This window comes from Lacrimispora xylanisolvens, from assembly GCF_002934545.1.
Taxonomy (GTDB): domain Bacteria; phylum Bacillota; class Clostridia; order Lachnospirales; family Lachnospiraceae; genus Lacrimispora; species Lacrimispora xylanisolvens.
The window spans coordinates 77771-103268 of sequence record NZ_PTJA01000003.1; the positions used below are offsets into that span (position 1 = coordinate 77771).

Genomic DNA, 25498 nt, shown 5'->3' on the forward strand with positions numbered 1-25498 from the left:
AAAGAGAGAGTAGAGAATACATGACACTAAAGGAAATTGCATCAATGGCAGGAGTTTCCGTGGCAACGGTATCGTATGTTTTAAATAATACGGCACAGGTCAGTGATGAAACCAGAAAAAAGGTAGAAAAGATTATCAAGGAAACCGGTTATCGGTCCAATATCCTGGCAAAGAGCTTAAGAAGGAATGAATCCTTTCTGGTAGGGGTGATTGTAGAGGATGTAACAGTATGGCATACGGCTTATATTATTGACGGGATCAATGAGATTGCAGAAGCAAGAGGCTATAACACCATACTGAGCAATTTAAGGCTGTTAAATAAAATTGAATCCCAGTTCGATCACATTTCCAACTATCAGAAGGACATTGATAAGGCACTGGATGTGATGATCGGAATGCAGGTGGACGGCATTATTTATGTAGGCATGCATGACCGGAAAATCAGTCATATCCTGGGCAATATTAAAAAACCGGTGGTTTACTGCTACTGTTACACAGACGGAGAAGGATCATCGGTTCGCTATAGCAATGAAAAGACAGTTTATCATATGACAAAAATGCTCATTGAAAACGGACATAGAGAGTTTGGGGTTATTAACGGATTAAAGGAGTCAGAGCCCGCCGCATTAAGATACAATGGTTTCTTAAAAGCGTTAAACGAGGCCGGCATTACCATGAAAGAGGAGAATATAACCTGTGGGAACTGGAAGTACCGGGAAGGAAAAGAAGCTGCTAAGAAATTGTTGAATAAAAGTGATCACCCCACAGCCATTGTAGCGATGAATGATGACATGGCAGTGGGTGTCTATGATGCAGCAAGAGAGCTGGGACTGAAGGTGCCTGATGATGTTTCTGTCACAGGCTTTGATAATTCTGATATTATTCAATACGTAACGCCAAGGATTACAACCGTGGAACGGCCATTGCAGGAGATGGGCTACCGCGCTATGGAGCTGCTGCTTGAAAATGTAAGCGGAGTCAGCGTTGGAGATGTGAGCATCACACTTCCCTGTACTCTGATTGAAGGGGAGTCGGTAAAAAAACTGAATCAGGAAAATAGATAGCAGAGCGAGGAAAAGGTATGGTGGGAAATAAACTGACGGGTGCAGATTTAAAACATGTTACAATACAGGATACATTCTGGGGGAAATATATAGATCTGGTGGATGAGGTAATTCTGCCATTTCAATGGGACCTGATTAATGACCGGGTGGAGGGAGCGGAAAAAAGCTACTGCATCAGGAATTTCCGTATTGCAGCAGGGCAGGAGACAGGAGAGCATAAGGGCATGGTGTTTCAGGATACCGATGCAGCAAAGTGGCTGGAGGCAGTTGCCTGTTCCCTCAATAAAAACAGAAATGAGAGTCTTGAAAAAGCGGCGGATGAGGCCATTGATCTGATTGCTGCAGCCCAGTGCGAGGACGGATACCTAAACACTTATTATACAATTACCGGAAACAAAAGATGGTCAGACTTATTTGAGGGACATGAACTTTATACAGCTGGTCATATGATCGAGGCAGCTGTGGCGTATTTCGAGGCCACTGGAAAAAGAAAATTTCTCGATGTAATGTGTAAATTTGCAGATCATCTATGTCTTGTTTTTGGACCGGAGGAAGGTAAAATTCATGGCTATCCGGGGCATCCGGAAGTTGAGCTGGCACTGGTGAAATTATACCGGGTGACGGAAAACAGAAATTATCTCTGGCTTGCGGATTATTTTGTAAGGACAAGGGGAGAGAGACCCTGCTATTTCTTAAATGAGGATTGTATCAGGAACGGGAACTATATTTTTCCTGAATTTAAAGATTTTGATCTGGATTATAATCAGTCTCATATGCCATTGAAGGAGCAGGAGACAGCAGAAGGTCATTGTGTCCGGGCTGTTTATCTTTACAGTGCAATGGCAGACCTGGCTTATGAATATCAGGACGGAGCTCTTACCCGCCAGTGTGAAACGCTGTGGGAAAATATTGTAAACAGGCGGATGTATATAACCGGAAGTATTGGATCAGCCGCCTATGGGGAACGGTTTACAGCAGACTATGACCTGCCCAATGATACCAATTATTCAGAATCCTGTGCCACGGTAGGTCTCGCCATGTTCTCCAACCGGATGTTTCATCTCACCAGAGATGGAAAATACATGGACATCGTGGAGAAAGCCCTGTATAATACCCTTCTTGCAGGAATTGCCATGGATGGAACACATTTCTTCTACGTAAATCCCCTGGAGGTAGTGCCTGAGGTGGTGAAAAAAAATCCCACATACCGGCATATAAAAACAACCAGACAGCTATGGTTCGGAGTGGCCTGCTGTCCGCCCAATATTGCCAGAACCCTTGCTTCCCTTGGTAATTACATATACGCTTCAGATGAAAGTACAATCTACGTCAATCTTTTTATACGAAGCAGAATGGAGTGTCAGCTCTCAGGAGTCGGTATCTGTGTAAGTCAGGAATGCAATTTTCCTGAGAATGGAACGGTTACTCTTTCCATAAGTCCGGAAAAACCTGGAAGTCAGTTTACCCTTGCTGTGCGCATTCCTTCTTATTGCAAGGGAGCAGTACTTAAAATCAATGGAAAAGAAGAGGCTGGAACTCTGGAAAAAGGGTATCTTTATTTAAACAGAATCTGGGAAATGGATGATACTGTTGTTATGGAACTGAATGTTCCGTTCCGATACGTCAGATCCAACCCCAGAGTGCGCCATAATATAGGAAAAGTAAGCCTGATGAAGGGACCGGTGGTCTATTGCCTGGAAGAGGCGGATAATGGAAAATATTTATCCGGTGCGGTGATCGATACCAGCGTAGAGCCACAGGAAGAATATGACCATCAGCTTTTAAGAGGCACCCTGTGCGCCAGATTACAGGGAAGCCGTATTGATTATGAAAAGGCAGGGGATTCTCTATATGGAGAAGAGAGGCCGGTTTATGAAAAAACAGAATTGAAAGCAATTCCTTACTTTTGCTGGAACAATCGGGGAGAGGGAGAGATGACTGTCTGGATGAGAGAAAAGGAATAGAAGAAAGCCTGGATCACTTTAGCTGACTGATCCAGGCTTTCTTCATTTTAATTTCCGCATTCCACGCTGATTTCATTAAACTTCTCAAGTATAAAGTTAATATCCAGGCCATTTTTTTCTTCATCTGCGCAGTCCACAACTGCATTGCCCTGATGCATCATCAGAAGTCTGTTTCCGTAATCCACTGCGTAGCGCAGGTTATGGGTTACCATGATGGTGGTCAGCTGTTTCTCTTTCACGATCTTATCTGTCAGCTGCATGATAATCTCAGCCGTTTTCGGGTCGAGTGCTGCGGTGTGTTCATCAAGAATCAAAAACTCGATGGGAGTCATGGTTGACATCAAAAGTGCCATGGCCTGTCGCTGACCTCCGGATAAAACTCCAACCTTTACGTGAAGTTTGTCTTCCAGTCCAAGACCTAATGTATGAAGCTGTTCTTTGTAATAGCCAATCCGCTGCTTATTGGTTCCGGGAAGTAGATTAAAGGGTTTTCCTTTCGTATCAGCCAGTGCCATATTTTCCAGTATGGTCATATTGGGGCAGGTTCCCATGGCGGGGTTCTGATAAACTCTTCCAATGCGCCGCTGGCGGCGGTATTCAGGCATGTTGGTAATATCGGTGCCGTTAATGAGTATGGATCCGCTGTCCAGAGGAATGCTGCCGCAGATCAGATTTAAAAGAGAAGTCTTTCCAGATCCGTTGCTTCCCACAACAGAAACAAACTGCTGATCCTTTATGGTCAATCCAAAATTGTGGAACAGGCACATTTCGTTGACAGTCCCGTGGTTGTAATATTTATTTATGTTTTTCAGTTCAATCATGCTTTCACCTTCTTTTCCCTGCCGTTGCTCAATACCAGAATGGCCAGGAATAAAACTGATGTGATCAGTTTTAAGTCTGAAGCTTCCATTCCTAAGAAAATTGCAAAAGATACGCAGGCTTTGTAAATGATAGAGCCTATAATGACAGCAGTGGTTGATTTTACAAATCCGATCCGCTTAAAAAGCTTTGTACCGATAATGACATTGGCAAGCCCGATGACAATGGTTCCGGTTCCCATGCTGATTTCAAAGAAGCCTTTTTGCTGACAGTAGACAGAACCTGCAAGAGCGGCCAGACCGTTTGCAATGGCCAGACCCACTATTTTAACCATCCCTCTGTCTTTCGCAAGGGAAGTGACAAGTGTTTCGTTATCACCAACTGCCCTTAACAGATATCCGGAGCGGGTTTTTAAATACTGGTCTAAAATAAATTTAACAACGAAAACGATGACTGCCAGAATCACAACCACAGTAACACCGCTTAGTGACGCCGGAAACAGCCTGTTAACCAGGCTGTTTTCAAAAATGGTGCTCACATTGAAAAATGGAACATTGGCTTTTCCAGCAACTCTTAAATTAACGGAGTACAAAGCAGTCATGACAATAATACCAGACAAAAGATCCCGCACTTTTAATTTTACATGGATAAAACCTGTGATGCACCCTGCCAGAGCTCCAATGGCAAATGCGATAAACAGGGTTGCCAGAGGATTTATACCGGCTAATATAAGTGTAACGGTAACAGCGCCTCCAAGGGGAAACGTGCCATCAACGGAAAGATCCGGAAAATCCAGAATCTTATATGTGATGTATACGCCCAGCGCCATAATGGCATAAACCAGACCTTCTTCCAAAACGCCAAGTATAATTGACATGATTTCACTTCCTCCACTCAGTTTCTTCTTATTTTGTTCCTTTTGAAATATCAGTAAACATCTTGGCAGCAGAATCGGTCAGTTCCTTTGGTAAGGTAATGCCAAGTGTATCAGCAACTTTGGAATTTCCGTAAAATGCCGCATCTTTGATTACTTCAAAATTTAATTCGCTTGCTTTGGCTTCCCCTTTTAATACCTTAGCAGCCATAACACCGGTCTGTTTTCCCAAATCCACATAATCAAGACCCATTGCTGCAAGGCAGCCGATTTTTACCTGTTCCACTTCACTGCCAAATACCGGTATGTTTTTCTTGCCTGCTTTGTCAAGGATAAGTGGAAGAGAGCTGACTACGGTGTTATCCGTTAAATTGTTAAGGCAGTCAACCTTTTCTAAAAGGCTGTCAGTTGCCAGGGAAATATCAGCAGTAGAGGTAACTGCGCCTTCCACGATTTCAAACCCATAATTTGCAGCAGCAGCTTTGTATTCTTTGATGGCTGTCTCTGAGTTTACTTCGCTTGTGCTGTATAAAATTCCGATTTTCTTTGCATCGGGAAGAATCTTGCGGATCATCTCCAACTGTTTTTCAACAGGAAGCTTGTCACTGGTGCCGGTTATTTCCCCTACCGGAGTTCCGTCTTCTTTGGCAAGAGCAGCTGCCACCGGATCAGTTACGGCTGTGAATATAACAGGAACGTTGACTTTTTTAGCTCCGCCGTAGGCAGCCTGTGCCATGGGAGTTGCAATGGCGCAGATCAGATCGGTCTTCTTTGCAAGAAAGTTGTTTACGATCTGGCTAGCAGTACCACCGTCAGCCTGTGCATTTTCATAAAGGACAGTTAAGTTCTTTCCTTCCTCAATTCCCTCTGCGGCAAGGCCCTGTAAAAACCCTTCCCGGCAGTTGTCGAGAGAGCCGTGCTCTGCAAACTGGGCAACTCCGATGGTATAAGTTCCTGCTTCGCTTTTTGCAGATGCTGCTAACGTGGTTTCCTGTGTCTTTTCCGGAGCCTTGCCAGAGGCACAACCGGTGAGAGAAGCAGCGAGTGCTGCCAGTAACATAATTTTTAAAGATTTTTTCATAATAATTCCTCCTAGAATTTATTTTTATTGATAGAATCCCTTTTGTTGCATAAAAAAAGTCCCAAGTATGTTATACACATACTTGAGACGAATCATACAATCCGCGGTGCCACTCAAATTGGCTTACTATAAGCCCTCTTTTCATATACTAACATATATGCCACATCATATAACGGTTGTGGATTCCGTCAGCCCCTACTTCCATTCGGTTCAAGGCTGCCCTCAAAAGTCCATTCAGCTATCTGCACTATACCGCACTCACACCACCGGCGGCTCTCTGAAATACTGCTGGGAAAGCTTACTCTTCTTTTTCAACGGTTTCTTTTATTAATCAATATATTAATGCGTGAAAGGAATTTTGTCAACAGGTAATTAAAAAAACTTTATTTATTTTCCGGGATCTGTGATAGAATAAAAAAAAGACATGCGATGGAAGGAGAATTTATGAACAGACTGTTAGTTGTGGTGGACATGCAGAAGGATTTTATAGACGGTTCATTGGGAACCATAGAGGCCCAGGCAATCGTTGCCAGGGTAAAAAAGAAAATCGAAGCATATCAGGCGGCAGGAGACGATGTGATCTTTACTCTTGATACCCATGAACATAATTATATGGATACCCAGGAAGGAAAGAACCTTCCAGTCCTGCACTGCGTGAAGGGGACTGCCGGCTGGGAACTGGCTGATGCTTTAAAAGAGATTCCGGGCAGACGTTTTGAGAAAAACACCTTTGCCAGTACGGCTGTGGGGGAATATGCAGCATCAGGCAATTATGAATCCATAGAGCTCATCGGCCTGTGTACCGATATCTGTGTAATTTCCAATGCCCTTTTAATCAAGGCTTTTCTTCCGGAGACTCCGATACTTGTGGATTCTTCCTGCTGTGCGGGAGTAACACCAGAAAGTCATGAAAATGCGCTGAATTCCATGAAGATGTGCCAGGTTACCATTTTATAAGTAAGACAAAAAACAGCAAAAAAACAGGCCATCCGGCTGTTTTTTTGCTGTTTTTTTGTAATTATCTGCCCAGGCGTTCTAAGTCCTGATAGAAGCCGGGGTAGGAGATGTTTACGCATTCTGCTCCCTTAATTTCGGTTTCCCCTTCTGCACATAATCCGGCAACAGCGAAGGTCATGGCAATTCTATGATCCAGCTTACTGTCAATCACGGCTCCATGAAGGGGTCTGCCTCCACGGATGATCATTCCATCCTCAGTCTCTGTGACATCGGCGCCCATGGCAGAGAGATTGCGTACCATTACTTCAATCCGGTTGGATTCCTTAACCTTTAATTCTCCAGCATCTCTTATTACGGTTTCCCCCTCCGCAAAGCATGCCATGGCAGCTATGACGGGAAGTTCATCAATTAACGTGGGGATGATGGAACCACCTATTTCCGTTCCGTGAAGAGTACTGGATTTTACAAGAATATCGGCAGTCGGTTCCCCGGAATCGGTATTTTTGTTAAGCAGTGTGATGTCTGCACCCATATCCCTGCATACGGAAAGAATTCCGTCTCTGGTAGGATTGATTCCCACATGCTTTAGAAGTATTTCAGAGCCAGGTACTAAAAGACCTGCTGCAATGAAAAAGGCGGCAGAGGAGATATCTCCAGGAACCACAATTCTGTTTCCGTACAATTCCTTCGCAGGCCGTATGGAAGCAGTTGTACCTTCTGTGGATACATCGGCACCAAAGTATTTCAGCATGATTTCAGAATGGTTTCTTGATACATAAGGCTCCGTTACCTTTGTCTCGCCCTCTGCATAAAGACCTGCCAGAAGTATGGCAGATTTCACCTGGGCAGAGGCTACCTTACTGGTATAATGAATGCCGTAAAGCTTCTTTCCGGTAATGGCAAGAGGCGCACAGCCGTTGCCCTCCAGGCTTCTTATGTCTGCGCCCATGTGTGAGAGCGGATCCATGATCCGTTTCATCGGCCGCTTTTTAATGGAATCATCGCCGGTAAGAGTGACGTCAAAGTCCTGGGCAGCCAGAATACCAGATATGAGGCGGGTGGTGGTTCCGCTGTTTCCGCAGTCCAGTATTGTATCCGGTTTTTTCAGCCCAATGAGACCGTTTCCATGAACGATCACAGAGTCCCCGTTATTTTCAATCCCGATTCCCATTTTTTCAAAGCAGGCAATGGTGGACAGACAGTCAGCGCCCTGTAGAAAATTGGTGATCTCAGTGGTTCCCTTTGCCAGAGAACCGAACATAATACTGCGGTGGGAAATGGATTTATCGCCAGGTATGGATAGTTCTCCCCTGAGAGGGGAGGTTTTTGTAAATTTCATAGGATACCTCTCTTAATTGGATATTAATTCATAATGATAGCGTTCCAGCTGCTTCCAGGCCTGATCCATGGTTTCCTTGTCGTAAAATGCAATGCGCAGAGTTCCTTCTCCGTGCTCCCGGTTATGATTGATTCCGATATTCCGGATACTGATCCCTTTGGCAGCCAGGATAACAGAAAGGGTGGAAATGGCACCAACTTCATCTGCCATATCAACGGTAAAGGAATATTCAGGTGCAATGGGACCGGTTGCTTTTTCTGAAAAAGAATTCCGGTAATCCCTGGAGGTTTCAAACAGCTGGTTAATGTAACTGCCATTTTTTTTATTTAATTCACCCAGAATCAGATTTAAGGAAGCGATGTAGCGCTCCAGAATCAGAGAAAGATTTTTATGGTTTGTCATACAGATCTGTTCCCACATTTCCGGTGAAGAGGAGGCAATTCGGGTAATATCCTTAAATCCTCCGGCAGCAAGCCGTTTCATAAGCCCCTGCTGGTTGTCAGAGTCTTTTACCAGGTTTACCAGACTTGAGGCAACGATATGGGGCAGATGGCTGATGGCAGCCGTCACAAAATCGTGCTCATGATAATCTAAAACGATGGGAATGGAGCCGATTATTTCTGCAATATGAACGAGACGATTGGTCTGTTCCTTCGTTGTCTGCGCAGTGGGAGTAATGATATAGTAAGCATTTTCCAGCAAATGATCCGTAGAATTTTCATAGCCTGTTTTTTCTGAGCCAGCCATTGGGTGACCGCCCACAAACCAGGATTCCATGCCAAGGCGGATCACGGCTTCATGGATGTCGGTTTTGGTGCTTCCCACATCGGTGACGATGGCTCCCGGTTTTAAAAAAGGCTGGATTTTGCTTAGATATTCTGCATTGTATTCCACTGGGGTACAAAGGAATATAAAGTCACATTCCGAAAGCTCTTTTCCAATACCGTCGAGAATGACATCCACGATGCCGTCTTCTCTGGCTTTGTCAAGTCTGGAACGTGTCCGCATATAAGCCATAATTTTCGTATCTGGTGCTTCACGCTTGATCCGCCGGGCAATAGACCCACCGATCAGACCAAGCCCGATAAAGGCTATGACTTCATCATTCATTGAAAACCCTCCCTGAAAGTTTTGCGTATGGCTGTAACTCCTCTGTCAACTGTTCAAACTGCTCAAAGGTGAGAGACTGAGGACCATCAGATAATGCACAGGCAGGACAGGGATGAACTTCCACAATCAGACCGTCTGCACCCACTGCAAGGGCTGCCTTGGAGATGGGCTCAATGTAAGCACGTACACCAGTGGCATGACTGGGATCCACAATAATTGGAAGATGGCTCTTAGACCGGATAACCGGAATTGCGCTGATATCCAGGGTGTTTCTGGTTGCAGTTTCATATGTGCGGATTCCTCTTTCACAAAGAACAATGTTGGGATTGCCTTCGGAAGCGATGTACTCTGCTGCATTTAACCACTCGTCAATGGTAGCGCATAGACCTCTTTTTAAGAGAACAGGAATTCCTGCTTTTCCTGCTTCTTTTAAAAGCTCAAAATTCTGCATGTTTCTTGCGCCGATCTGGATCATATCAACGTATTTTACTGCAGTTTCCAGTGCTCTGAGACTGGTCACCTCACAGACTACATTCAGTCCTGTGGCCTCTCTGGCTTCTTTCATGTATTGTAACCCTTCTTCTTCCAGACCCTGAAATGCGTAGGGGGAAGTTCTTGGCTTGTAAGCGCCTCCTCGTAAGAACTGTGCTCCGGCTTTTTTTACTGCATAGGCTGTTTCTAAAAGCATGTCATGGTTTTCAATGGCACAGGGACCCGCCATCATGGTAAGGTGGCCCGGGCCGATTTTGGCATTGCCCACTGTAATAACAGAATCTTCCGGATGGAACTTCTTGTTTACTACCTTGTAGCTTTCTGTTACCGCAACGATTTTATCAACGCCATCCATCATCTCAATGTTAGCACCCTGAAGTTTCGTTTTATCCCCTACAACACCTACTATGGTTACTTCCGTTCCCTCCGATAAATGAGCGGTCAGGCCGTTGGATTCAATCAAGTGCTTTACTTTACTTACAGCCTCTGCAGAAGCGTTTGGTTTCATAATAATAATCATATCTCTTTTTCCTCTTTTCTTACAAATGATTAATCCCCATTGTAATGGATAGCAGGGAAGTTGTCAACGCTTTTATACGTTAAAGTTTAACACTTTAAAGTAAATTATTAATTTGAAAATTATTATTAAAAATATTGCACAGTGAACAAAGGAAGAATCCTGAATTATTATGATAAATATGCCAACAGATTATTAGAAACAGGAAAATGTTAAAAAAAGTTACATCAAACGTGGAAAATGCCATGTGATTTTTTGAAAAAATCATTTAATATAGACATAAAACAGATCAAAAATATATTTATTTATGCACCAAATGGGGCAGTAAAGGGATAAGACAATGGAAAAATTACAATTGAACAGAACCGGCTTTCTTACGAATTACCTGATATCCGGTCCAAAAGAAACGGATTTTATCAATCATGAATCAGATGACAACCAGCTGCGTTATGAACAGCATTTAAGATCCCTTGTGGCGGACTTAAATAAATCCTGCCCCAAAGGCCCGGTTATTCTTGGAGAGAACAGCAGACTTCAGATGCCATGGAAGTATTATTATCATTATGGAAACTGGTTTGTAGATGAAAGCACATTCTATTCCACATTGCAGAAAGTAGAACTGGATGCAGTGACGGGAATCGAGGTAAAAGAAGACATCACAGTGAATGCCGTTATCTGGTCCTATGCGGCAGTAGATGTGTGGTGCAATGGAGAACTGGTGTGCCGCATGGATACGCCGGTTTATAAGCCCATTAAAAAGAAACAGATGGAGCTTCGGCTGAAAAAGGGAATCAATGAAATTTATATCAGTCTGCAGACACTTGGTGTCAGGGATACGAGAACGTTATTCGGCATTCAGATTATGGATCATATGGAAGAGATCTGTGTTGTACTGCCTGATGAGAAACATACCGATGAACTGATACGGATGGAAAACTGGCTTGGTTCCATCTCCATTAAAGATTCCATTATGACTTTTAAGGAAAGCGCTCCCCAAGGTGCCTCTTTGGCCTATGACAGCCAAAGTCCTGATTTTGCACAGGTGAAAAGCCGGAAGGAATGGCAGGAGATCAGCGGGAAAAATCAGGTGAAACTTGAGGCCGGGAAGCCAGGTGTTATTTTTGTAAGTGTAAAAAATGACCACGGAGTACTCACCAGAAAAGTGGAGAATATTCTGGCTCAGAAACCGGAATATGGGAAAGACAAAGGCTTTGAGGAGAATAAAAAGGCTATTTTTCATAGAATTGCAGAAGCAGAAAGTTTGTCCAGAGGGGATAAATTTGGATTTTCCATTTCCAATATCCTTGCGAGAAAAGCCCTTGGAATGGACAACACGCGGGATATCCAACTTCTTTATGAGACGCTTAATCAGATTGAAAGCAGATACGACTGCTCTGATTTTCTGGTGTGCGGCATGGTCCGTTATCTAAAGAATTATCCGGTCAGTGAGGATCTGGCGCAACGTGCAAAAGAGGTTCTTTTAAACTGGCGTTACTGGATGGATCAAAAAGGATCTGACGCCATGTGCTTCTGGAGTGAAAACCATTCTCTTATGTTTTATACCTGTGCCATGAATGCTGGAGAGATGTACCCGGATGAGTATTTCCCGCGGGCAGACATGACCGGCAGAGAGCTTTTTAAAATTGGAAGAGCCAAAGTAGAAGCATGGCTGACTGATGTGGAGGAACATGGATTTGAAGAATTCTTAAGCACGGTTTATATGTGCGTTACCTTTGCAGCACTGTTAAATGTAATTGATTTTTCAGAGGAAGCCATTTCAAAAAGGGCTGTTAAGATTACGGATAAACTTCTTGAAATGCTGTGCCTCCATACCTATGACGGTGTTGTAATCGCCCCTATGGGACGCGTATACAGAGAAGTGATCCATCCCTTTGAACAGGGAGCCCAGGCACTGATGAATTTAATTAATCCAGAGGTCCCTTATTCCTATGGAGAAGGCTGGCTGGGCTTTTATTCATGCAGCAGCTATAAACTTCCAGAAGGACTAAAAGAACTTATGGAGCGCCCGGCGGATATGGATTATTCCACTGGAAATGCTTTAATAAGGCTGAAGAAAACATCGGAGTACTGTATGACCTCCGTTCAGTCTCCAAGACCGGACCCGGAATTTAAACGCTGGAAAAACCTGACTCTGGATCCGGATTCCGATACCACAACCTGTGAATACACCAAATCGCTGAACGAACGGTTCCATGGAACCACCTGCTTTGAGCCTGGTGTATATGGCTATCAGCAGCACATGTGGTATGCTGCCCTTGATATGGAGACAGATATCTTTACAAACCATCCGGGAGGAACCTGTGATTCCTGTTCCATGAGGCCGGGATACTGGTTCGGTAATGGTGTAATGCCTGCACTGGTTCAGGAAGGAAATTTGCTGGGAGCTGTTTATCATATACCGGAGGAGCATCCCATTCATTTCACCCATGCTTATTTTCCTTCACCGAAGTTTTCCGAGACCATGATCTCCGGCAATTGGCTCTTCGGCAGTAAGGCAGGGGGCTTTGTGGCCCTTTGGTGCAGCAGTACGTTGGAACCCGTGGATGACCAGCTGTTTGAATGTGAATACCGTACCTATGGGGATGATATTGCCTACTTCTGTGTATGCGGAGGAAATCAGGAATTTAAATCTCTTGCTCAGTTTTCAGCCTATGCAGAAAATCTCCAGCCGGTATTTGATAAAAAGCAACGTATTTTAACAGCGGGACCGTTGAAAGTGGGATTTACAGATAACAATGACAAAACTCAGTATATTTAGTGAAGATACTCAGGCAGCGGTGGCTTTTTTCGCCGCTGCCTATGAGAGTAATGAATATTTTATAAGAAATTACAGCAGATGCCGGGAACTTCTGCTGGTGGAAAAAGATCCTGAGGGAGCAGCAGAAGCCGTGATGTTTGGAATCAGGCATGCCAGACTCCTTCATTTGGATGACTTTTTGCTTCCGGTTATTTACATTGACTGGATGCTGCAGGAACTGGTACAGGAATTAGAAAAGCAGGGCATACCGGAAGCTGTTATCCGGGATTCTTTCAAAGATGTTGAAATATGGATCCAGTCATTTCGTAAATATCATAAGGGACAGGTGGGGCTTGACCGGATTGAGTGGGTATTCCGTTCCCTTACTGGAAAAGTACGAAGATTTTGCAGCCTGCAATTTGAGGAAGTGACTTATGAATTCCCGTTTCTGATTTTTGAGAACAGACAATCCGGTGAGTTTCAGGCAGTAGCATGTCCGGATCTGATGATTGACCAGAACGGATATATCTCAGGTACAAATGGAAGAAGTGTGATATGTGAAACAAAAACTTTTCTGGACTTTGGAGACAGGGCTTTAACTGGATATAGGGTGGATTTAGAATCAGGAACTGTAAAGATGGATACCCCTGTCGTGTTAAATCGAAAGGAGTGGGAGCTTAAGCTTGCACCGGGAGAGAAAGCAATTGCCGTTCATATTCCGGAAGGTTCTGATTTATCTCCTGACAGCATTGATTCTTCATTTCATAGGGCAAAGAATTATTATGAAAATCAGATTCTTGTCTGCGACAGCTGGCTTCTGGACCCCCATCTTAAGCATATTCTGCCGGAGACCAGCAAAATCATAAGCTTTATGAATCGATTTCATAAAATGCCTGTACTGACCGGACAGCCACAGATACTGGAGCGGGTTATGGGGTTTGATTTTACCATGGAAGCACTTGAACATTTTTCCTGCACTACTTCGCTGCAGGCCTCATTAAAAAAGTATCTTTTGGAAGGAAATGAGATGTTTACCACAGCAGGTTTTATGCGATGGAGATAACAAGCGGGAGGAGTGTTGGGTTATGACAGGATTTTTTGCCGGACTGGACGTGGGAGGGACCAACGGACGCCTGAAGGTCTGCGATCTTGCAGGTAACGTATTGGGGGAATTTACAGCACCTGGCTGCAGCCTCAATACAGATGGAACTGAAAAAAGCAGGCTGCGTTACCGGGAGCTGGTAATTCCAGCTTTAAAAAAGCTGAATCTGAATCCTGGCAGCTGCCAGGGAATCTGTGTGGCAGCAAGCGGAATTGATTTTCCAACCCACGAACGTGATTGCAGATCCTTTTTTGAAGAAATGGGATTTTTGCCTGACAAACTGAAGGTAATCAATGACTGCGAAGTATTTCTTTATCTGACGGAATTGCCGGCTCTTGTAATCATATCCGGCACCGGTTCCGTTTGCTTTGGAAGAGATAAGAACGGGATCATACACAGAACAGGAGGCTATAATCACATTGTAAGCGATGAAGGCAGCGGTTTTGATCTGGGGCTGAAGGTTTTAAGAGCGGTGGGCAATGATTTATCCGGGCGGGGCAGGAATCCCATTCTTACGCCTCTTTTTATCAACTCGACCGGAATTGATACATTGGGAAAAATAGATGATTATATCAATGCCAATCTTATGGAGAAATCCCAGATCGCCAGGTTTTCCCTGCTTGCCTTTCAGGCGGCAGCATTGGGAGACGAGACTGCCATAGAGATTCACCGGGAGTGTGCAGACGCCTTATGGGGGCTGATCCGTGATACTGCAGCTAAAATGGATGCAGATGGATTTGATCTCTGGTACTGGGGAAGCCTTCTTGTGAAAAATGATATTCTGCGGGAGATGGTGGATGAAAAAGTAAACAAAGGGCTGCCAGGGGTGAGGACTTCCATACCACGAATTACAGCACTTGATGGGGCACTCCAGGCAGCTGTGAAATTTCATCACTTACCCTGAAAAATCGGATTTTGTTATAAATACAATATTAATAGATAAATTTAGGAAAAGAAGAGGGCGGCACCCTCTTTTCTTTTATCAAAATATAGAAAAATGTCGAAAAATATTTGTGCAAATTGTACCTTTTACTTGCAATTATAAGACATTTTTAGTAAAATATTGTTATAGACTTAAATACCGAACAGGAGGAATGCTTATGAACGTGTATGGAACCAAACAAATCCGTAACGTCGCCTTACTTGGGCACGGGGGCGCCGGTAAAACTACCCTTGCTGAAGCAATGGCGTTAGTGACCGGAGCCATCAGCAGAATGGGAAAAGTTACCGATGGCAATACCATCAGCGATTATGACAAAGAAGAGATTAAGAGACAGTTCTCCATCTCCACTTCCCTGATTCCATTGGAATATGAAGGAGAGGATGGACCGATCAAGATTAATTTACTTGATACTCCCGGTTATTTTGATTTTGTTGGTGAGGTTGAAGAAGCAATCAGCGTAGCTGATGCTGCTGTTATCGTAGTTAACTGCAAGGCAGGAATTGAAGTTGGTACGTTAAAGGCATGGGAGCTCTGTGAAAAGTACAAGCTTCCCAGACTGTTTTTTGTAACCAATATGGATGACGATCAGGCCAGCTTTCGTGAGCTTCTTTTAAAGCTGGAGAAAGAATTCGGAAGAAAGATAGCTCCGTTCCACCTTCCTATCAGAGAGAACGAAAAGTTCGTAGGATTTGTGAATGTGGTGAAAATGGCTGGGCGGCGCTTCACCGTTAACAGTGATTATGAGGAATGTGAGATTCCTGAGTATAGCCAGAAGAATTTAGGAATTGCCAGAGAAGCTTTGATGGAAGCAGTTGCAGAAATCAGTGAGGAATATATGGAACGGTATTTCTCAGGCGACGAGTTTACCCTGGAAGAGATTTCTTCTGCACTTCGGGAACATGTAATACAGGGAAATATCGTTCCGGTCATGCTTGGTTCCGGAATTAATGCCCAGGGTGTAAAGATGGTGTTACAGGCAATTGACAAGTATTTTCCATCACCGGAGCGTTATGAATGCATCGGTGTGGATGTTTCCACCGGAGAACGTTTTACTGCCAGATACAATGATAATGTGTCTTTGTCAGCCCGGGTATTTAAGACAATCTTAGACCCGTTTATCGGCAAGTATTCTTTGATGAAGATCTGTACAGGAACATTGAAAGCAGATTCAGCCATCTATAATGTAAATAAAGATACGGAAGAGAAAATCGGAAAACTCTATCTGTTAAGAGGAAAAGATGCCATCGAAGTTCCGGAATTAAAAGCGGGAGATATTGGAGCCGTATCCAAATTGAACGTGACACAGACTGGCGATACCATAGCCCTTCGCTCCGCACCCATTGTCTATCACAAGCCTGAGATTTCCACCCCTTATACGTATATGCGTTATAAGACGAAAACAAAGGGTGACGATGATAAGGTTTCCAATGCACTGGCTAAATTAACGGAGGAGGACTGGACCTTAAAGGCAGTGAATGATACGGAGAACCGTCAGTCTCTTCTGTATGCAATCGGCGATCAGCAGCTGGAGGTAGTGGTCAGCAAGCTGCTAAACCGCTATAAGGTGGAGATTGAATTAAGCAAACCTAAATTTGCATTCCGTGAGACCATCCGCAAGAAAGTGGAGGTTCAGGGAAGATACAAGAAGCAGTCAGGCGGTCATGGCCAGTTTGGTGATGTAAAGATGACCTTTGAGCCTTCCGGTGATTTGGAGACTCCCTATATCTTTGAAGAATCTGTATTTGGCGGAGCGGTTCCCAAGAATTATTTTCCTGCAGTGGAAAAGGGAATTGCAGAATGCGTCTTAAAAGGACCATTAGCTGCCTATCCCGTAGTAGGAATCAAGGCAACGCTTACCGACGGATCCTATCATCCGGTGGATTCCTCTGAGCTTGCATTTAAGATGGCGGCGACCATGGCCTTTAAAAAAGGCTTTATGGATGCCAATCCGGTACTGCTGGAACCCATCGCTTCCTTAAAAGTAACAGTGCCTGATAAATTTACCGGTGATGTTATGGGAGATCTTAACCGGAGAAGAGGACGTGTTCTTGGAATGAACTCCAATCATCATGGAAAACAGGTCATTGAGGCGGATATTCCCATGTCCGAGCTGTTTGGCTATAATACAGACCTTCGCTCCATGACAGGTGGTATTGGTACCTTTGAATATGAGTTCAGCCGGTATGAGCTGGCTCCCGGAGATGTTCAGAAGAAAGAAGTGGAGGAACGGGCAGCCAAGGTTGACCGTACGGAAATATAAAATAGTAACCAGGGCGGATCCAATGCATGATTGGATCCGCCTTTTTGCAGTATCTGGATTCCGGATCCAATGTAAGCAATCGGGAGAATTGCGTATTTGCCCATTCTGTGTTAAACTGGTATGAGTTCAGCAGGAGGTAAGATTTTTGGTGGAAGAGACAAAGGGCGCAAAAAAAGTATTTGGCAGAATCGGACTTGGATATACGGGGTTTCTCAGTGCATCAATTGTACTGCAGATTGTGTTAAGGATTGTGATTCAGGTGGTCGGTCAGAAAGAAATTTTTAATTTGTCCAGGGGATGGTACTTATTTTCCGTTTCCCTGGCTAATTATGCAGCGGGAGGGCTGGTTTTATTTCTGATTATAAAGAATTTACCTGTTACCCATAAGCCGGTAAGCAGGAAACCGGAGAAAATGCTGCTGATTTATTCTTTTTTTATCTGTATCAGTGCATTGGTTGCAGGTAACCTGGCGGGACAGCTGCTTATGAGTCTCATCAGTGCTCTGGAAGGAAAACCAATGATGAATCCCGTTGCAGAAGTGCTTAAGGGACTGAATACAGGAACGATCTTTGCAATTATGGTAGTCATGGCGCCGGTCTGCGAAGAGGTTCTCTTTCGAAAACTGATCATTGACCGTATCCGCAGATATGGGGATAAGGCGGCTATATTGGTATCCGCTATTATTTTTGGATTGTGTCATGGGAATTTCTATCAATTTTTCTATGCATTTGGGATCGGTCTTGTATTTGGCTATATTTATACGAGAACAGGAAGAATCCGCTATACCATTGGGTTCCATATGATCATTAATTTCCTTGGATCCGTTGCAGCTATTTATATTCAGAATTCCATTCCCCTTGCAGCTGTCTACGCCCTGTTTTTGTATGGGTCGATGATCGCCGGTATCGTATTGTTTTTTGTCACGAGGGATAAATGGATTTTCTGGCAGGGTGAGGAATCGGTATGGGGCAGTGGGGCAGGTAAAATTCTGTTTTTGAACGTTGGTATGATTTTATTTTTTGTATTGTCTGCCATTTCCTTTGTTGTCGCAGAGTTTTCATAAAATCGGGTTGACACATCCGGGCAATTATGTTACATTTACACTTAGCAAAAATACTGTGATAAGGAGTAGTAAGCAGTCTGAATCATTCAGAGAGCCGGCGGCTGGTGAGAGCCGGTTGGGAAAGATTGCTGAACTGGCCTTTGAGTAGCATACTGAAGAAAGCCATGGCTTTTGTGTAGGTATAGCCGGAATCCCGACCGTTACAGCGGGCGGACAGGAGAGTCTGTCCGGTTGAGCGCATACGTTCTGTATGAAATAGAGTGGTACCACGCGGTAGATACTGCGTCTCTATAGCCGTTTTATTACGGGTGGAGACGCTTTTTTTATGCAATGAGAATTAAATTTACCGTTACTGTCTAATAAGGAGGAATTTTGTTATGGCATCATCTTATAACCACAGTGCCATTGAGAAAAAATGGCGGGAGAATTGGGAAAAGAACCCCATCAATGTTGACGATGGAAAGAAACCAAAATATTATTGTCTGGATATGTTCCCATATCCGTCTGGCAGCGGCCTTCATGTTGGCCATTGGAGAGGTTACGTGATCTCTGACGTCTGGAGCCGTTATCAGATTTTAAAGGGACATTATGTGATTCACCCCATGGGTTGGGATGCATTTGGCCTGCCTGCAGAGAATTATGCCATTAAGATGGGCGTTCATCCGGCAAAATCAACGGCTGAGAACGTAAGTAATATTAAACGGCAGATCAATGAGATCGCGGCTGTTTACGACTGGGATATGGAAGTAAATACCACAGATCCTGGATTTTATAAGTGGACCCAGTGGATTTTTGTCCAGATGTTTAAGAAGGGTCTTGCCTATGAAAAGGAATTCCCCATTAACTGGTGTCCTTCCTGTAAAACCGGTCTTGCCAATGAGGAAGTGGTAAACGGCTGCTGCGAGCGCTGCGGTACTACAGTTACAAAGAAGAATTTAAGACAGTGGATGTTAAAAATCACTGCCTATGCAGATCGCCTTTTAAATGATCTGGATAAGCTTGACTGGCCGGAAAAGGTTAAAAAGATGCAGACTGACTGGATCGGAAAATCTTACGGTGCAGAAGTTGACTTTAAAGTAGAGGGGAAAGAAGAAGCCATTACGGTTTATACCACAAGACCTGATACCTTATACGGAGCAACCTTTATGGTGCTTGCACCGGAGCATGCACTTGCTGCTTCTCTTGCAACAGAGGAAACCAAATCAGAAGTGGACCAGTATATCTATGACGCTTCCATGAAATCCAATGTTGACCGTCTCCAGGATAAGGAAAAGACAGGAGTATTTACCGGAAGCTATGCAATCAATCCTTTAAGCGGAGCAAAAGTTCCCATCTGGATATCCGATTATGTACTGGGTGACTACGGAACTGGCGCAATCATGTGTGTTCCGGCTCACGATGACAGAGACTTTGAATTTGCAACTAAATTTAATATTCCCATTATTCAGGTAATTGCAAAAGACGGAAAAGAAATTGAGAATATGACAGAGGCCTATACAGAGGCCAGCGGAACCATGATCAATTCCGGCGAATGGAATGGCATGGAATCAGCTGTTCTCAAAAAAGAAGCGCCTGCCATGATCGAAGCAAGAGGTCTTGGTAAGAAAACGGTAAACTTCAAACTTCGTGACTGGGTATTTTCCAGACAGCGTTACTGGGGTGAGCCGATTCCGATTATTCACTGCCCTCACTGCGGCAATGTTCCCGTGCCGGAAGATCAGCTTCCTCTTACACTTCCGGAAGTGGAAAGCTACCAGCCGACTGGTACAGGAGAATCCCCTCTGGCAGATATTGACGAATGGGTTAATACTACCTGCCCGGTATGCGGTGCGGCTGCAAAGAGAGAGACCAATACCATGCCTCAGTGGGCAGGATCTTCCTGGTATTTCCTGCGTTATGTAGACAGCCACAATGATCAGGAACTGGTATCCAGAGAAAAGGCAGACAAATATCTTCCTGTTGATATGTATATCGGCGGCGTAGAGCATGCAGTTCTTCATCTTCTGTATTCCCGTTTCTACACCAAGTTCTTAAATGATATCGGTGTGGTAGATTTTGACGAGCCATTCACCAAACTGTTTAACCAGGGAATGATTACTGGTAAAAACGGAATTAAGATGAGTAAATCAAAGGGTAATGTGGTTTCACCTGATGAGCTTGTTCAGGATTATGGATGCGATTCCCTTCGTATGTATGAACTTTTTGTAGGACCGCCAGAGTTAGATGCAGAGTGGGATGACAGAGGAATTGAAGGCGTCAGCCGTTTCTTAAACCGTTTCTATAATCTGGTATCAGATAACTGTGAAAAGAATGTGGAAGCCACCAAAGAGATGATCCGTCTCCGCAACAAACTGGTATTTGACATTGAACAGCGTTTCAACCAGTTTAACTTAAACACCGTAATTTCCGGTTTTATGGAATATAACAACAAGCTGATCGAGCTTGCAAAGACAGCAGGAGGCATTGACAAAGAGACATTAAAGACCTTTGTAATTCTTCTTGCACCATTTGCTCCTCATATTGGAGAAGAACTGTGGCAGCAGCTTGGCGGCACAGACTCTGTATTCCACGCTACATGGCCGGAGTGGAGTGAGGAAGCCATGAAGGAAGATGAAATAGAAGTGGCTGTTCAGGTAAATGGTAAAACAAGAGCAGTTGTAAAACTTCCGGCGGATGTTTCAAAGGAAGATGCAATTGAGGCTGGTAAGGCAATGATTCCGGATAAGATTACCGGAACCATTGTGAAGGAAATTTATGTTCCTGGAAGAATTGTAAATATCGTTTGCAAATAGATCATTTGTAACATAGAAGAAGGACATTACAGGCAGCCCCGTCAGGAGTTGTCTATAATGTCCTTTCTTTTATTATTTCTTTCCATTTCGTTTCATCATATTTTTCGAAAGCATGCGGACGGTTTGGATCCGCTGCCGTTCAGCTGGACTCATATTATCGCCCAGTATAGAAATAAGAAGATCTGTCTCATCATCGTTAAAATGGATCCCCTTCTGATTGGCTTCCGCGGTCAGACTCATGAGCGTGGGAAAAAGCTGGTCCTTTGGAGCAGCCTCAGCGCGTTTTGCAAATTCGGTCAGCATGGAAAGCTTCTGGGGATTCATATTTTTTAACCGTGGGTCCTGTTTCCAGTTGGAATTCATAAGTTGTTGTCCTTCCTTTCCTGTGAATATGTATGGAGTAAGATGGTGACAGTTGTATTTTAGTTCATCTGCTGCATGGCGGACATCATCATCTGCATGGTTTCCAGCCGTGACTGCTGTTCCGGAGGCATGAAGTTCTTTAACTGCTCAAAGGGCATTCTGCCAAATGGATTGCTGTTTTGGCGATGTGAGTTATTGGTACGGTTTTGTCCGTCTGACTGAGCCTGATTACGGGGTTGTGATTGTGCCTGCGCCTGAAGCGGGATCGTAGAACTTGGAACGGATTCTGAATAGGCATTTGCCATATTAAATCCCTGGAAGATGTTGATAAATAAGTCAATTAAGTCCTGCTCAGAAGGATTGGCATAGGGTTTAATGGTGTTTAACATCTCAAGGGGTGAGTTAGACCGTTCCTTTTCGCCTGCAGAACAGATTCCCATAGCAGCCACTTCTCCATCTTCAAATAAGTTTATGGTGCGCTGCAGTTCGTTGAATTTAACAAAGGTGGAGATCATACGTTGCTGGGGAACATTCATATAAGGCAGGGCGGCTTTCATCATATCAAGATGATTATCCCCGATACGGGAGTCTAATTCATTTGCGTGGACATTTTGTTCATTATTCATTTCATGGGATCCTTACTTTTCTTGTTGACAATATATGCGGCCGCATATATTAGTATTACAGGAGAGTGATTTATATGAGAAACCGATTAATCATAGATGGAAATGCGGTTTACGAAATTGATGATGAATGCATGAAACAAAAGCAAAACAGAAACAACCAGGAAGGAACAGGTAACCAGTCTGCTTTTACAAGGCCGGGACAGGAAAAAGGTCAGAGCCGCAGTTAAACGGAAACAGGACCCGAACCAAAGATGGTTCGGGTCCTGCTTTATGTTTTGTTTAGCAGCAGAAGTTACCGCCACCAAATCCGTTGCCGCCGCAGCAGAACAGAAGAATGATGATCCAAATCCAACTGCCACAACCATCATTTCCGCAACCGCCACAACCGTTGCCGCATCCGCCACCGCAGCTGTTATTGCCGCCACAGCAGAACAGAAGAAGGATAATAATCCAGATAAAACCACAACCGTTGTTATTACCACATCCTCCGTTGTTGCAATCGCATCCGCATCCACAGTTAGTTGCTGCCAGATCACTCATATTGGTTCCTCCAAAATAATTTGTTTACACTGTAAGTGTATGAATGTCAGCTTGCCACTGTTTCCATTTTTTCTGAAAAATTTTAGAATTGATATGATTGAACTTAAAGAAATGTTGTGTATAATTAGTAACAGCAGGATTAAAAGGAGCAAAAGATGGAAAAATTATATTATGAGAGACCTTATGTGAAACAGTTTGAAGCAGAGGTGACTGGGTGTATACCGGATAAAGACGTTAAATATCTGGTTCGTTTAAGCAGGACAGCCTTTTACCCTGAGGGGGGAGGGCAGCCCGCTGATACAGGCACATTGGGAGACGCCCTTGTCTTGGATGTCAGAGAGCGTCCGGAGGGAATCGTTCATATTACAGACAGGCCTCTTCCTGAAAATTCGCTGGTAACTGGAATTTTAGATTGGGAGAGAAGATTCAGTCATATGCAGAATCATTCCGGAGAACATTTATTTTCAGGCGTGGTACATAAGTATTACGGTTACGACAATGTAGGGTTTCACATGGGGAAAGATGAGGTCACCGTTGATTTCAACGGGATATTGACTCTGGAACAGGCAGAAGAAGTGGAAGCTGAAGTGAATGAACTGATCTGGCAGAATATACCGGTTTTAGAGACTTATCCGTCAAAGGAAGAACTGAATGCATTAAATTACAGAAGCAAGAAGGAATTAAGCGGTCAGGTGCGGATTATTGAATTCCCAGGGGCAGATATATGTGCCTGCTGCGGAACCCATGTGATGACTGCAGGAGAGATTGGAATTTTAAAAGTCACCGGTCTGATGCGATATAAAGGCGGCGTAAGAATATCCCTGCTGTGCGGCAGAGAGGCATTTCATGATTACCGCAGAAAATTAAAAGCTGTCCAGGGAATATCCGTGTTATTATCAGCGAAACCCGACAGTGTACTGGAGACAGTCACAAAACTAAAAGAGGACGGTGCGAAAAAGGATGGTGATCTTAGCCGGCTCACCAGAGAACTGCTTATATATAAAACGGCACAATATCCTGTTAGCGGCGATCCCCTGCTGGTGTTTGAAGAGCATCTTTTGCCAGCACAGCTCAGACAGTTTACCACCATGCTTTATGAGGAGAAGAAGGGGAGCGTTGTATTGGTATGTTCCGGAGAAGATGGCCTGTATCAGTATGCAGCAGGCAGCAGTGATATGGATATGCGGGAATTCAGCCGCCAGTTAAATGAAAAATTAAATGGCCGTGGCGGAGGGAATGCCCTGCTGGCACAGGGAACTTTTCAGACATCGTTTCAGGAAATTCAAAAAGTGTTTCAGGAAGAGATCCAGAGGAGGATTTAATGGAATTAAATGACAGCACAATAAAAAAATTACGATGGTTAATTATATTTACTGTGATTGCCGTAGTAGCCGGTATTAATTATAGAAGTTTATTTGCTCTGATTGTAAGGATAGTGGGGATTTTAACTCCTTTCTTATTAGGCGGAGTTATGGCATTTGTATTAAATGTTCCCATGCGGGCGATTGAACGCATACTGCCGGTGAAAAAAGAAAGTCAGTTTCGCCGCCCTTTCAGCCTGGTTCTTACTTTTGTGTTTGTAATCGGAATATTGCTTGTGGTTACGTTTGTAGTCATGCCCCAGCTGTTTGATACAGTTTTAAGTCTGCAGTACAGCTTACCTGTTTTTTTCAATGATGTAAAGCAGGGAGCAGAGAAGCTGTTTGCCCAATATCCGGAAATTTCAGATTATATTAACAATATACAGATTGACTGGAAATCCTATCTTGAAAATATTGTGCAGTTTTTAACCGTTGGTGCCGGAACCGTGTTGTCTTCTACTTTAGCCGCAGCTTTAAATTTTATAAGCGGAGTGACTACCTTTGTAATTGGTGTGGTATTTGCAGTTTACATTCTTTTGCAGAAGGAAAATTTATCAAGACAGATAAAGAAATTTATGAAAGCGTTTCTGCCGGATCATGTATCTAACAGAATTTTAGAGATATTAACTCTCACCAGCCGTACATTTTCCAATTTTCTGACTGGACAGTGTGTGGAGGCAGTAATACTGGGAAGCATGTTTTTTCTCACATTATCCATATTACGCCTTCCATATGCACTTCTTATTGGAGTCCTGATCGCGTTTACTGCTTTGATTCCTATGTTTGGGGCATTAATCGGCTGTGCAATCGGAGCCTTCTTAATGCTGATGGTGAAGCCCTTTGACGCAGCATTGTTTCTCATCATCTTCTTTGTTCTTCAACAGATCGAAGGAAATTTAATTTATCCCCACGTGGTTGGCAATTCAGTGGGACTTCCGGCTATCTGGGTTCTGGTAGCGGTGACCATTGGCGGCAGTGCCATGGGAATTGTAGGTATGCTGATATTTATCCCGCTTTGTTCCGTTCTCTATGCGATTTTAAGAGAAACTGTGAATAAAAGAATCTGGGCGAAAGAACGGGTAAAACGTAAAAAAACAGTAAAACAATAAAAAAAGGATTCCCTGAATGAACACATCGGGGAATCCTTTTCTCTGGTTTAATCAAGATCTGCGTGATAAACCGTACCGGAGCTGTGAATGTCAATTGCACTTAAGTTAAACTGATCTTCAAAGATCTGAATCTTGTACTCAAAAAACAGTTCATCTGTTTTTTTAGACATGAATACATAAGCTCCCGGTTCCTTGTCTTCAATCTCATCACAGATCTCATCGTAGATGTCCTGTCCGTTTATCGGACCTTCATATCCGGTATTACGAATGGCATCTTCGATCGCCTGATAAAATTCTTCCATAATAAAATACCTCATTTCTGGTTCGTATTGTACATCTGCTATTATAAGCAATCTTTTCCAAT

General features: G+C 43.7%; 22 protein-coding genes and 2 other annotated features. Of the genes, 12 read left to right on the plus strand and 10 right to left on the minus strand.

Annotated elements, in window-relative coordinates:
- Positions 1-20: 20 nt before the first annotated feature.
- Positions 21-1064, plus strand: coding sequence for a LacI family DNA-binding transcriptional regulator (locus BXY41_RS06105; protein ID WP_104435850.1), 1044 nt, complete (start codon positions 21-23; stop codon positions 1062-1064).
- 17 nt (positions 1065-1081) lie between these two features.
- Complete coding sequence (locus BXY41_RS06110) at positions 1082-3028, plus strand: glycoside hydrolase family 127 protein (protein ID WP_104435853.1); 1947 nt, start codon at positions 1082-1084, stop codon at positions 3026-3028.
- A 47-nt stretch (positions 3029-3075) separates the two neighbouring features.
- Here the strand turns inward: BXY41_RS06110 and BXY41_RS06115 are convergent, their stop codons facing one another.
- Genes BXY41_RS06115 through BXY41_RS06125 form a run of 3 tightly spaced genes read right to left on the minus strand, consistent with a single transcriptional unit; the run spans position 3076 to position 5802 of the window.
- Positions 3076-3849, minus strand: coding sequence for an ABC transporter ATP-binding protein (locus BXY41_RS06115; protein ID WP_104435856.1), 774 nt, complete (start codon positions 3847-3849; stop codon positions 3076-3078).
- On the minus strand, positions 3846-4724 hold the full coding sequence (locus BXY41_RS06120) for an ABC transporter permease (protein WP_104435859.1): 879 nt from the start codon (positions 4722-4724) through the stop codon (positions 3846-3848). Before BXY41_RS06120 ends, BXY41_RS06115 begins: the two co-directional genes overlap by 4 nt.
- 28 nt (positions 4725-4752) lie before the next feature.
- Positions 4753-5802 carry an ABC transporter substrate-binding protein gene (locus BXY41_RS06125; protein WP_104435861.1) on the minus strand — a complete coding sequence of 350 codons (1050 nt, stop codon included), beginning with the start codon at positions 5800-5802 and terminating at the stop codon, positions 4753-4755.
- A gap of 80 nt (positions 5803-5882) precedes the next feature.
- Positions 5883-6126 (minus strand) — a binding site (T-box leader).
- Between the two features lie 120 nt (positions 6127-6246).
- Between BXY41_RS06125 and BXY41_RS06130 the strand changes: the two genes are divergently transcribed.
- A complete protein-coding gene (locus BXY41_RS06130; RefSeq protein WP_104435864.1) occupies positions 6247-6759 on the plus strand; it encodes a cysteine hydrolase family protein in 513 nt (170 codons plus the stop codon).
- A 61-nt stretch (positions 6760-6820) separates the two neighbouring features.
- On the opposite strand, the gene aroA is transcribed toward BXY41_RS06130, so the two are convergent.
- From aroA to aroF, 3 genes are read right to left on the minus strand one after another with little or no spacing between them, the layout of a single operon-like run.
- Positions 6821-8098, minus strand: coding sequence for a 3-phosphoshikimate 1-carboxyvinyltransferase (aroA, locus tag BXY41_RS06135; protein WP_104435866.1), 1278 nt, complete (start codon positions 8096-8098; stop codon positions 6821-6823).
- Between the two features lie 12 nt (positions 8099-8110).
- Entirely contained in the window at positions 8111-9208 is a 1098-nt protein-coding gene (locus tag BXY41_RS06140; protein WP_104435869.1) for a prephenate dehydrogenase, read from the minus strand.
- Positions 9201-10220 (minus strand): 3-deoxy-7-phosphoheptulonate synthase, encoded by a 1020-nt coding sequence (gene aroF, locus BXY41_RS06145; protein WP_104435871.1) that lies wholly within the window; start codon positions 10218-10220, stop codon positions 9201-9203. Before aroF ends, BXY41_RS06140 begins: the two co-directional genes overlap by 8 nt.
- Before the next feature lie 337 nt (positions 10221-10557).
- Between aroF and BXY41_RS06150 the strand changes: the two genes are divergently transcribed.
- The 6 genes from BXY41_RS06150 (at position 10558) to leuS (ending at position 21135) form a co-directional block, all read left to right on the plus strand.
- The gene (locus BXY41_RS06150) at positions 10558-12996 is read left to right on the plus strand and encodes a hypothetical protein (RefSeq protein ID WP_104435873.1); all 2439 of its coding nucleotides are present in this window, start codon (positions 10558-10560) and stop codon (positions 12994-12996) included.
- Positions 12974-14038: an acyltransferase domain-containing protein gene (locus BXY41_RS06155; protein ID WP_104435876.1), complete on the plus strand. Its 1065-nt coding sequence runs from the start codon at positions 12974-12976 to the stop codon at positions 14036-14038. The genes BXY41_RS06150 and BXY41_RS06155 overlap by 23 nt, the downstream gene beginning before the upstream one ends.
- Before the next feature lie 22 nt (positions 14039-14060).
- Positions 14061-14981, plus strand: a complete 921-nt coding sequence (locus BXY41_RS06160) for a BadF/BadG/BcrA/BcrD ATPase family protein (protein WP_104435878.1) — start codon at positions 14061-14063, stop codon at positions 14979-14981.
- A gap of 196 nt (positions 14982-15177) precedes the next feature.
- On the plus strand, positions 15178-17280 hold the full coding sequence (locus BXY41_RS06165) for an elongation factor G (RefSeq protein WP_104435881.1): 2103 nt from the start codon (positions 15178-15180) through the stop codon (positions 17278-17280).
- A 148-nt stretch (positions 17281-17428) separates the two neighbouring features.
- Positions 17429-18343 (plus strand): CPBP family intramembrane glutamic endopeptidase, encoded by a 915-nt coding sequence (locus tag BXY41_RS06170; protein ID WP_242980100.1) that lies wholly within the window; start codon positions 17429-17431, stop codon positions 18341-18343.
- 46 nt (positions 18344-18389) lie between these two features.
- Positions 18390-18636: a binding site (T-box leader), on the plus strand.
- Positions 18637-18720: 84 nt separating this feature from the next.
- On the plus strand, positions 18721-21135 hold the full coding sequence (leuS, locus tag BXY41_RS06175) for a leucine--tRNA ligase (RefSeq protein ID WP_104435887.1): 2415 nt from the start codon (positions 18721-18723) through the stop codon (positions 21133-21135).
- A gap of 72 nt (positions 21136-21207) precedes the next feature.
- Here leuS and BXY41_RS06180 read toward each other — a convergent pair whose 3' ends face one another.
- A complete protein-coding gene (locus tag BXY41_RS06180; RefSeq protein ID WP_104435889.1) occupies positions 21208-21498 on the minus strand; it encodes a hypothetical protein in 291 nt (96 codons plus the stop codon).
- A gap of 59 nt (positions 21499-21557) precedes the next feature.
- On the minus strand, positions 21558-22124 hold the full coding sequence (locus BXY41_RS06185) for a hypothetical protein (RefSeq protein WP_104435892.1): 567 nt from the start codon (positions 22122-22124) through the stop codon (positions 21558-21560).
- Positions 22125-22198: 74 nt separating this feature from the next.
- Here BXY41_RS06185 and BXY41_RS26630 point away from each other — a divergent pair, with 74 nt between their 5' ends.
- Positions 22199-22351, plus strand: a complete 153-nt coding sequence (locus BXY41_RS26630) for a hypothetical protein (RefSeq protein ID WP_170072241.1) — start codon at positions 22199-22201, stop codon at positions 22349-22351.
- A 52-nt stretch (positions 22352-22403) separates the two neighbouring features.
- Here the strand turns inward: BXY41_RS26630 and BXY41_RS06190 are convergent, their stop codons facing one another.
- Positions 22404-22664: a hypothetical protein gene (locus tag BXY41_RS06190; RefSeq protein ID WP_104435894.1), complete on the minus strand. Its 261-nt coding sequence runs from the start codon at positions 22662-22664 to the stop codon at positions 22404-22406.
- A 155-nt stretch (positions 22665-22819) separates the two neighbouring features.
- On the opposite strand from BXY41_RS06190, the gene BXY41_RS06195 reads away from it, so the two are divergent.
- Positions 22820-23986, plus strand: coding sequence for an alanyl-tRNA editing protein (locus BXY41_RS06195; RefSeq protein ID WP_104435897.1), 1167 nt, complete (start codon positions 22820-22822; stop codon positions 23984-23986).
- On the plus strand, positions 23986-25134 hold the full coding sequence (locus BXY41_RS06200; protein WP_104435900.1) for an AI-2E family transporter: 1149 nt from the start codon (positions 23986-23988) through the stop codon (positions 25132-25134). The genes BXY41_RS06195 and BXY41_RS06200 overlap by 1 nt, the downstream gene beginning before the upstream one ends.
- Positions 25135-25181: 47 nt before the next feature.
- Here BXY41_RS06200 and BXY41_RS06205 read toward each other — a convergent pair whose 3' ends face one another.
- Positions 25182-25436, minus strand: a complete 255-nt coding sequence (locus BXY41_RS06205) for a hypothetical protein (RefSeq protein ID WP_104435903.1) — start codon at positions 25434-25436, stop codon at positions 25182-25184.
- Positions 25437-25498 lie beyond the last annotated feature (62 nt).

What these genes read in the sequence shown, in the direction of transcription:
- BXY41_RS06105 (WP_104435850.1), top strand. Translation starts at nt 21, where the DNA reads ATGACACTAAAGGAAATTGCATCAATGGCAGGAGTTTCCGTGGCAACG.
- BXY41_RS06110 (WP_104435853.1), top strand. Translation starts at nt 1,082, where the DNA reads ATGGTGGGAAATAAACTGACGGGTGCAGATTTAAAACATGTTACAATA.
- BXY41_RS06115 (WP_104435856.1), bottom strand. Translation starts at nt 3,849, where the DNA reads ATGATTGAACTGAAAAACATAAATAAATATTACAACCACGGGACTGTC.
- BXY41_RS06120 (WP_104435859.1), bottom strand. Translation starts at nt 4,724, where the DNA reads ATGTCAATTATACTTGGCGTTTTGGAAGAAGGTCTGGTTTATGCCATT.
- BXY41_RS06125 (WP_104435861.1), bottom strand. Translation starts at nt 5,802, where the DNA reads ATGAAAAAATCTTTAAAAATTATGTTACTGGCAGCACTCGCTGCTTCT.
- BXY41_RS06130 (WP_104435864.1), top strand. Translation starts at nt 6,247, where the DNA reads ATGAACAGACTGTTAGTTGTGGTGGACATGCAGAAGGATTTTATAGAC.
- aroA (WP_104435866.1), bottom strand. Translation starts at nt 8,098, where the DNA reads ATGAAATTTACAAAAACCTCCCCTCTCAGGGGAGAACTATCCATACCT.
- BXY41_RS06140 (WP_104435869.1), bottom strand. Translation starts at nt 9,208, where the DNA reads ATGAATGATGAAGTCATAGCCTTTATCGGGCTTGGTCTGATCGGTGGG.
- aroF (WP_104435871.1), bottom strand. Translation starts at nt 10,220, where the DNA reads ATGATTATTATTATGAAACCAAACGCTTCTGCAGAGGCTGTAAGTAAA.
- BXY41_RS06150 (WP_104435873.1), top strand. Translation starts at nt 10,558, where the DNA reads ATGGAAAAATTACAATTGAACAGAACCGGCTTTCTTACGAATTACCTG.
- BXY41_RS06155 (WP_104435876.1), top strand. Translation starts at nt 12,974, where the DNA reads ATGACAAAACTCAGTATATTTAGTGAAGATACTCAGGCAGCGGTGGCT.
- BXY41_RS06160 (WP_104435878.1), top strand. Translation starts at nt 14,061, where the DNA reads ATGACAGGATTTTTTGCCGGACTGGACGTGGGAGGGACCAACGGACGC.
- BXY41_RS06165 (WP_104435881.1), top strand. Translation starts at nt 15,178, where the DNA reads ATGAACGTGTATGGAACCAAACAAATCCGTAACGTCGCCTTACTTGGG.
- leuS (WP_104435887.1), top strand. Translation starts at nt 18,721, where the DNA reads ATGGCATCATCTTATAACCACAGTGCCATTGAGAAAAAATGGCGGGAG.
- BXY41_RS06180 (WP_104435889.1), bottom strand. Translation starts at nt 21,498, where the DNA reads ATGAATTCCAACTGGAAACAGGACCCACGGTTAAAAAATATGAATCCC.
- BXY41_RS06185 (WP_104435892.1), bottom strand. Translation starts at nt 22,124, where the DNA reads ATGAATAATGAACAAAATGTCCACGCAAATGAATTAGACTCCCGTATC.
- BXY41_RS26630 (WP_170072241.1), top strand. Translation starts at nt 22,199, where the DNA reads ATGAGAAACCGATTAATCATAGATGGAAATGCGGTTTACGAAATTGAT.
- BXY41_RS06190 (WP_104435894.1), bottom strand. Translation starts at nt 22,664, where the DNA reads ATGAGTGATCTGGCAGCAACTAACTGTGGATGCGGATGCGATTGCAAC.
- BXY41_RS06195 (WP_104435897.1), top strand. Translation starts at nt 22,820, where the DNA reads ATGGAAAAATTATATTATGAGAGACCTTATGTGAAACAGTTTGAAGCA.
- BXY41_RS06200 (WP_104435900.1), top strand. Translation starts at nt 23,986, where the DNA reads ATGGAATTAAATGACAGCACAATAAAAAAATTACGATGGTTAATTATA.
- BXY41_RS06205 (WP_104435903.1), bottom strand. Translation starts at nt 25,436, where the DNA reads ATGGAAGAATTTTATCAGGCGATCGAAGATGCCATTCGTAATACCGGA.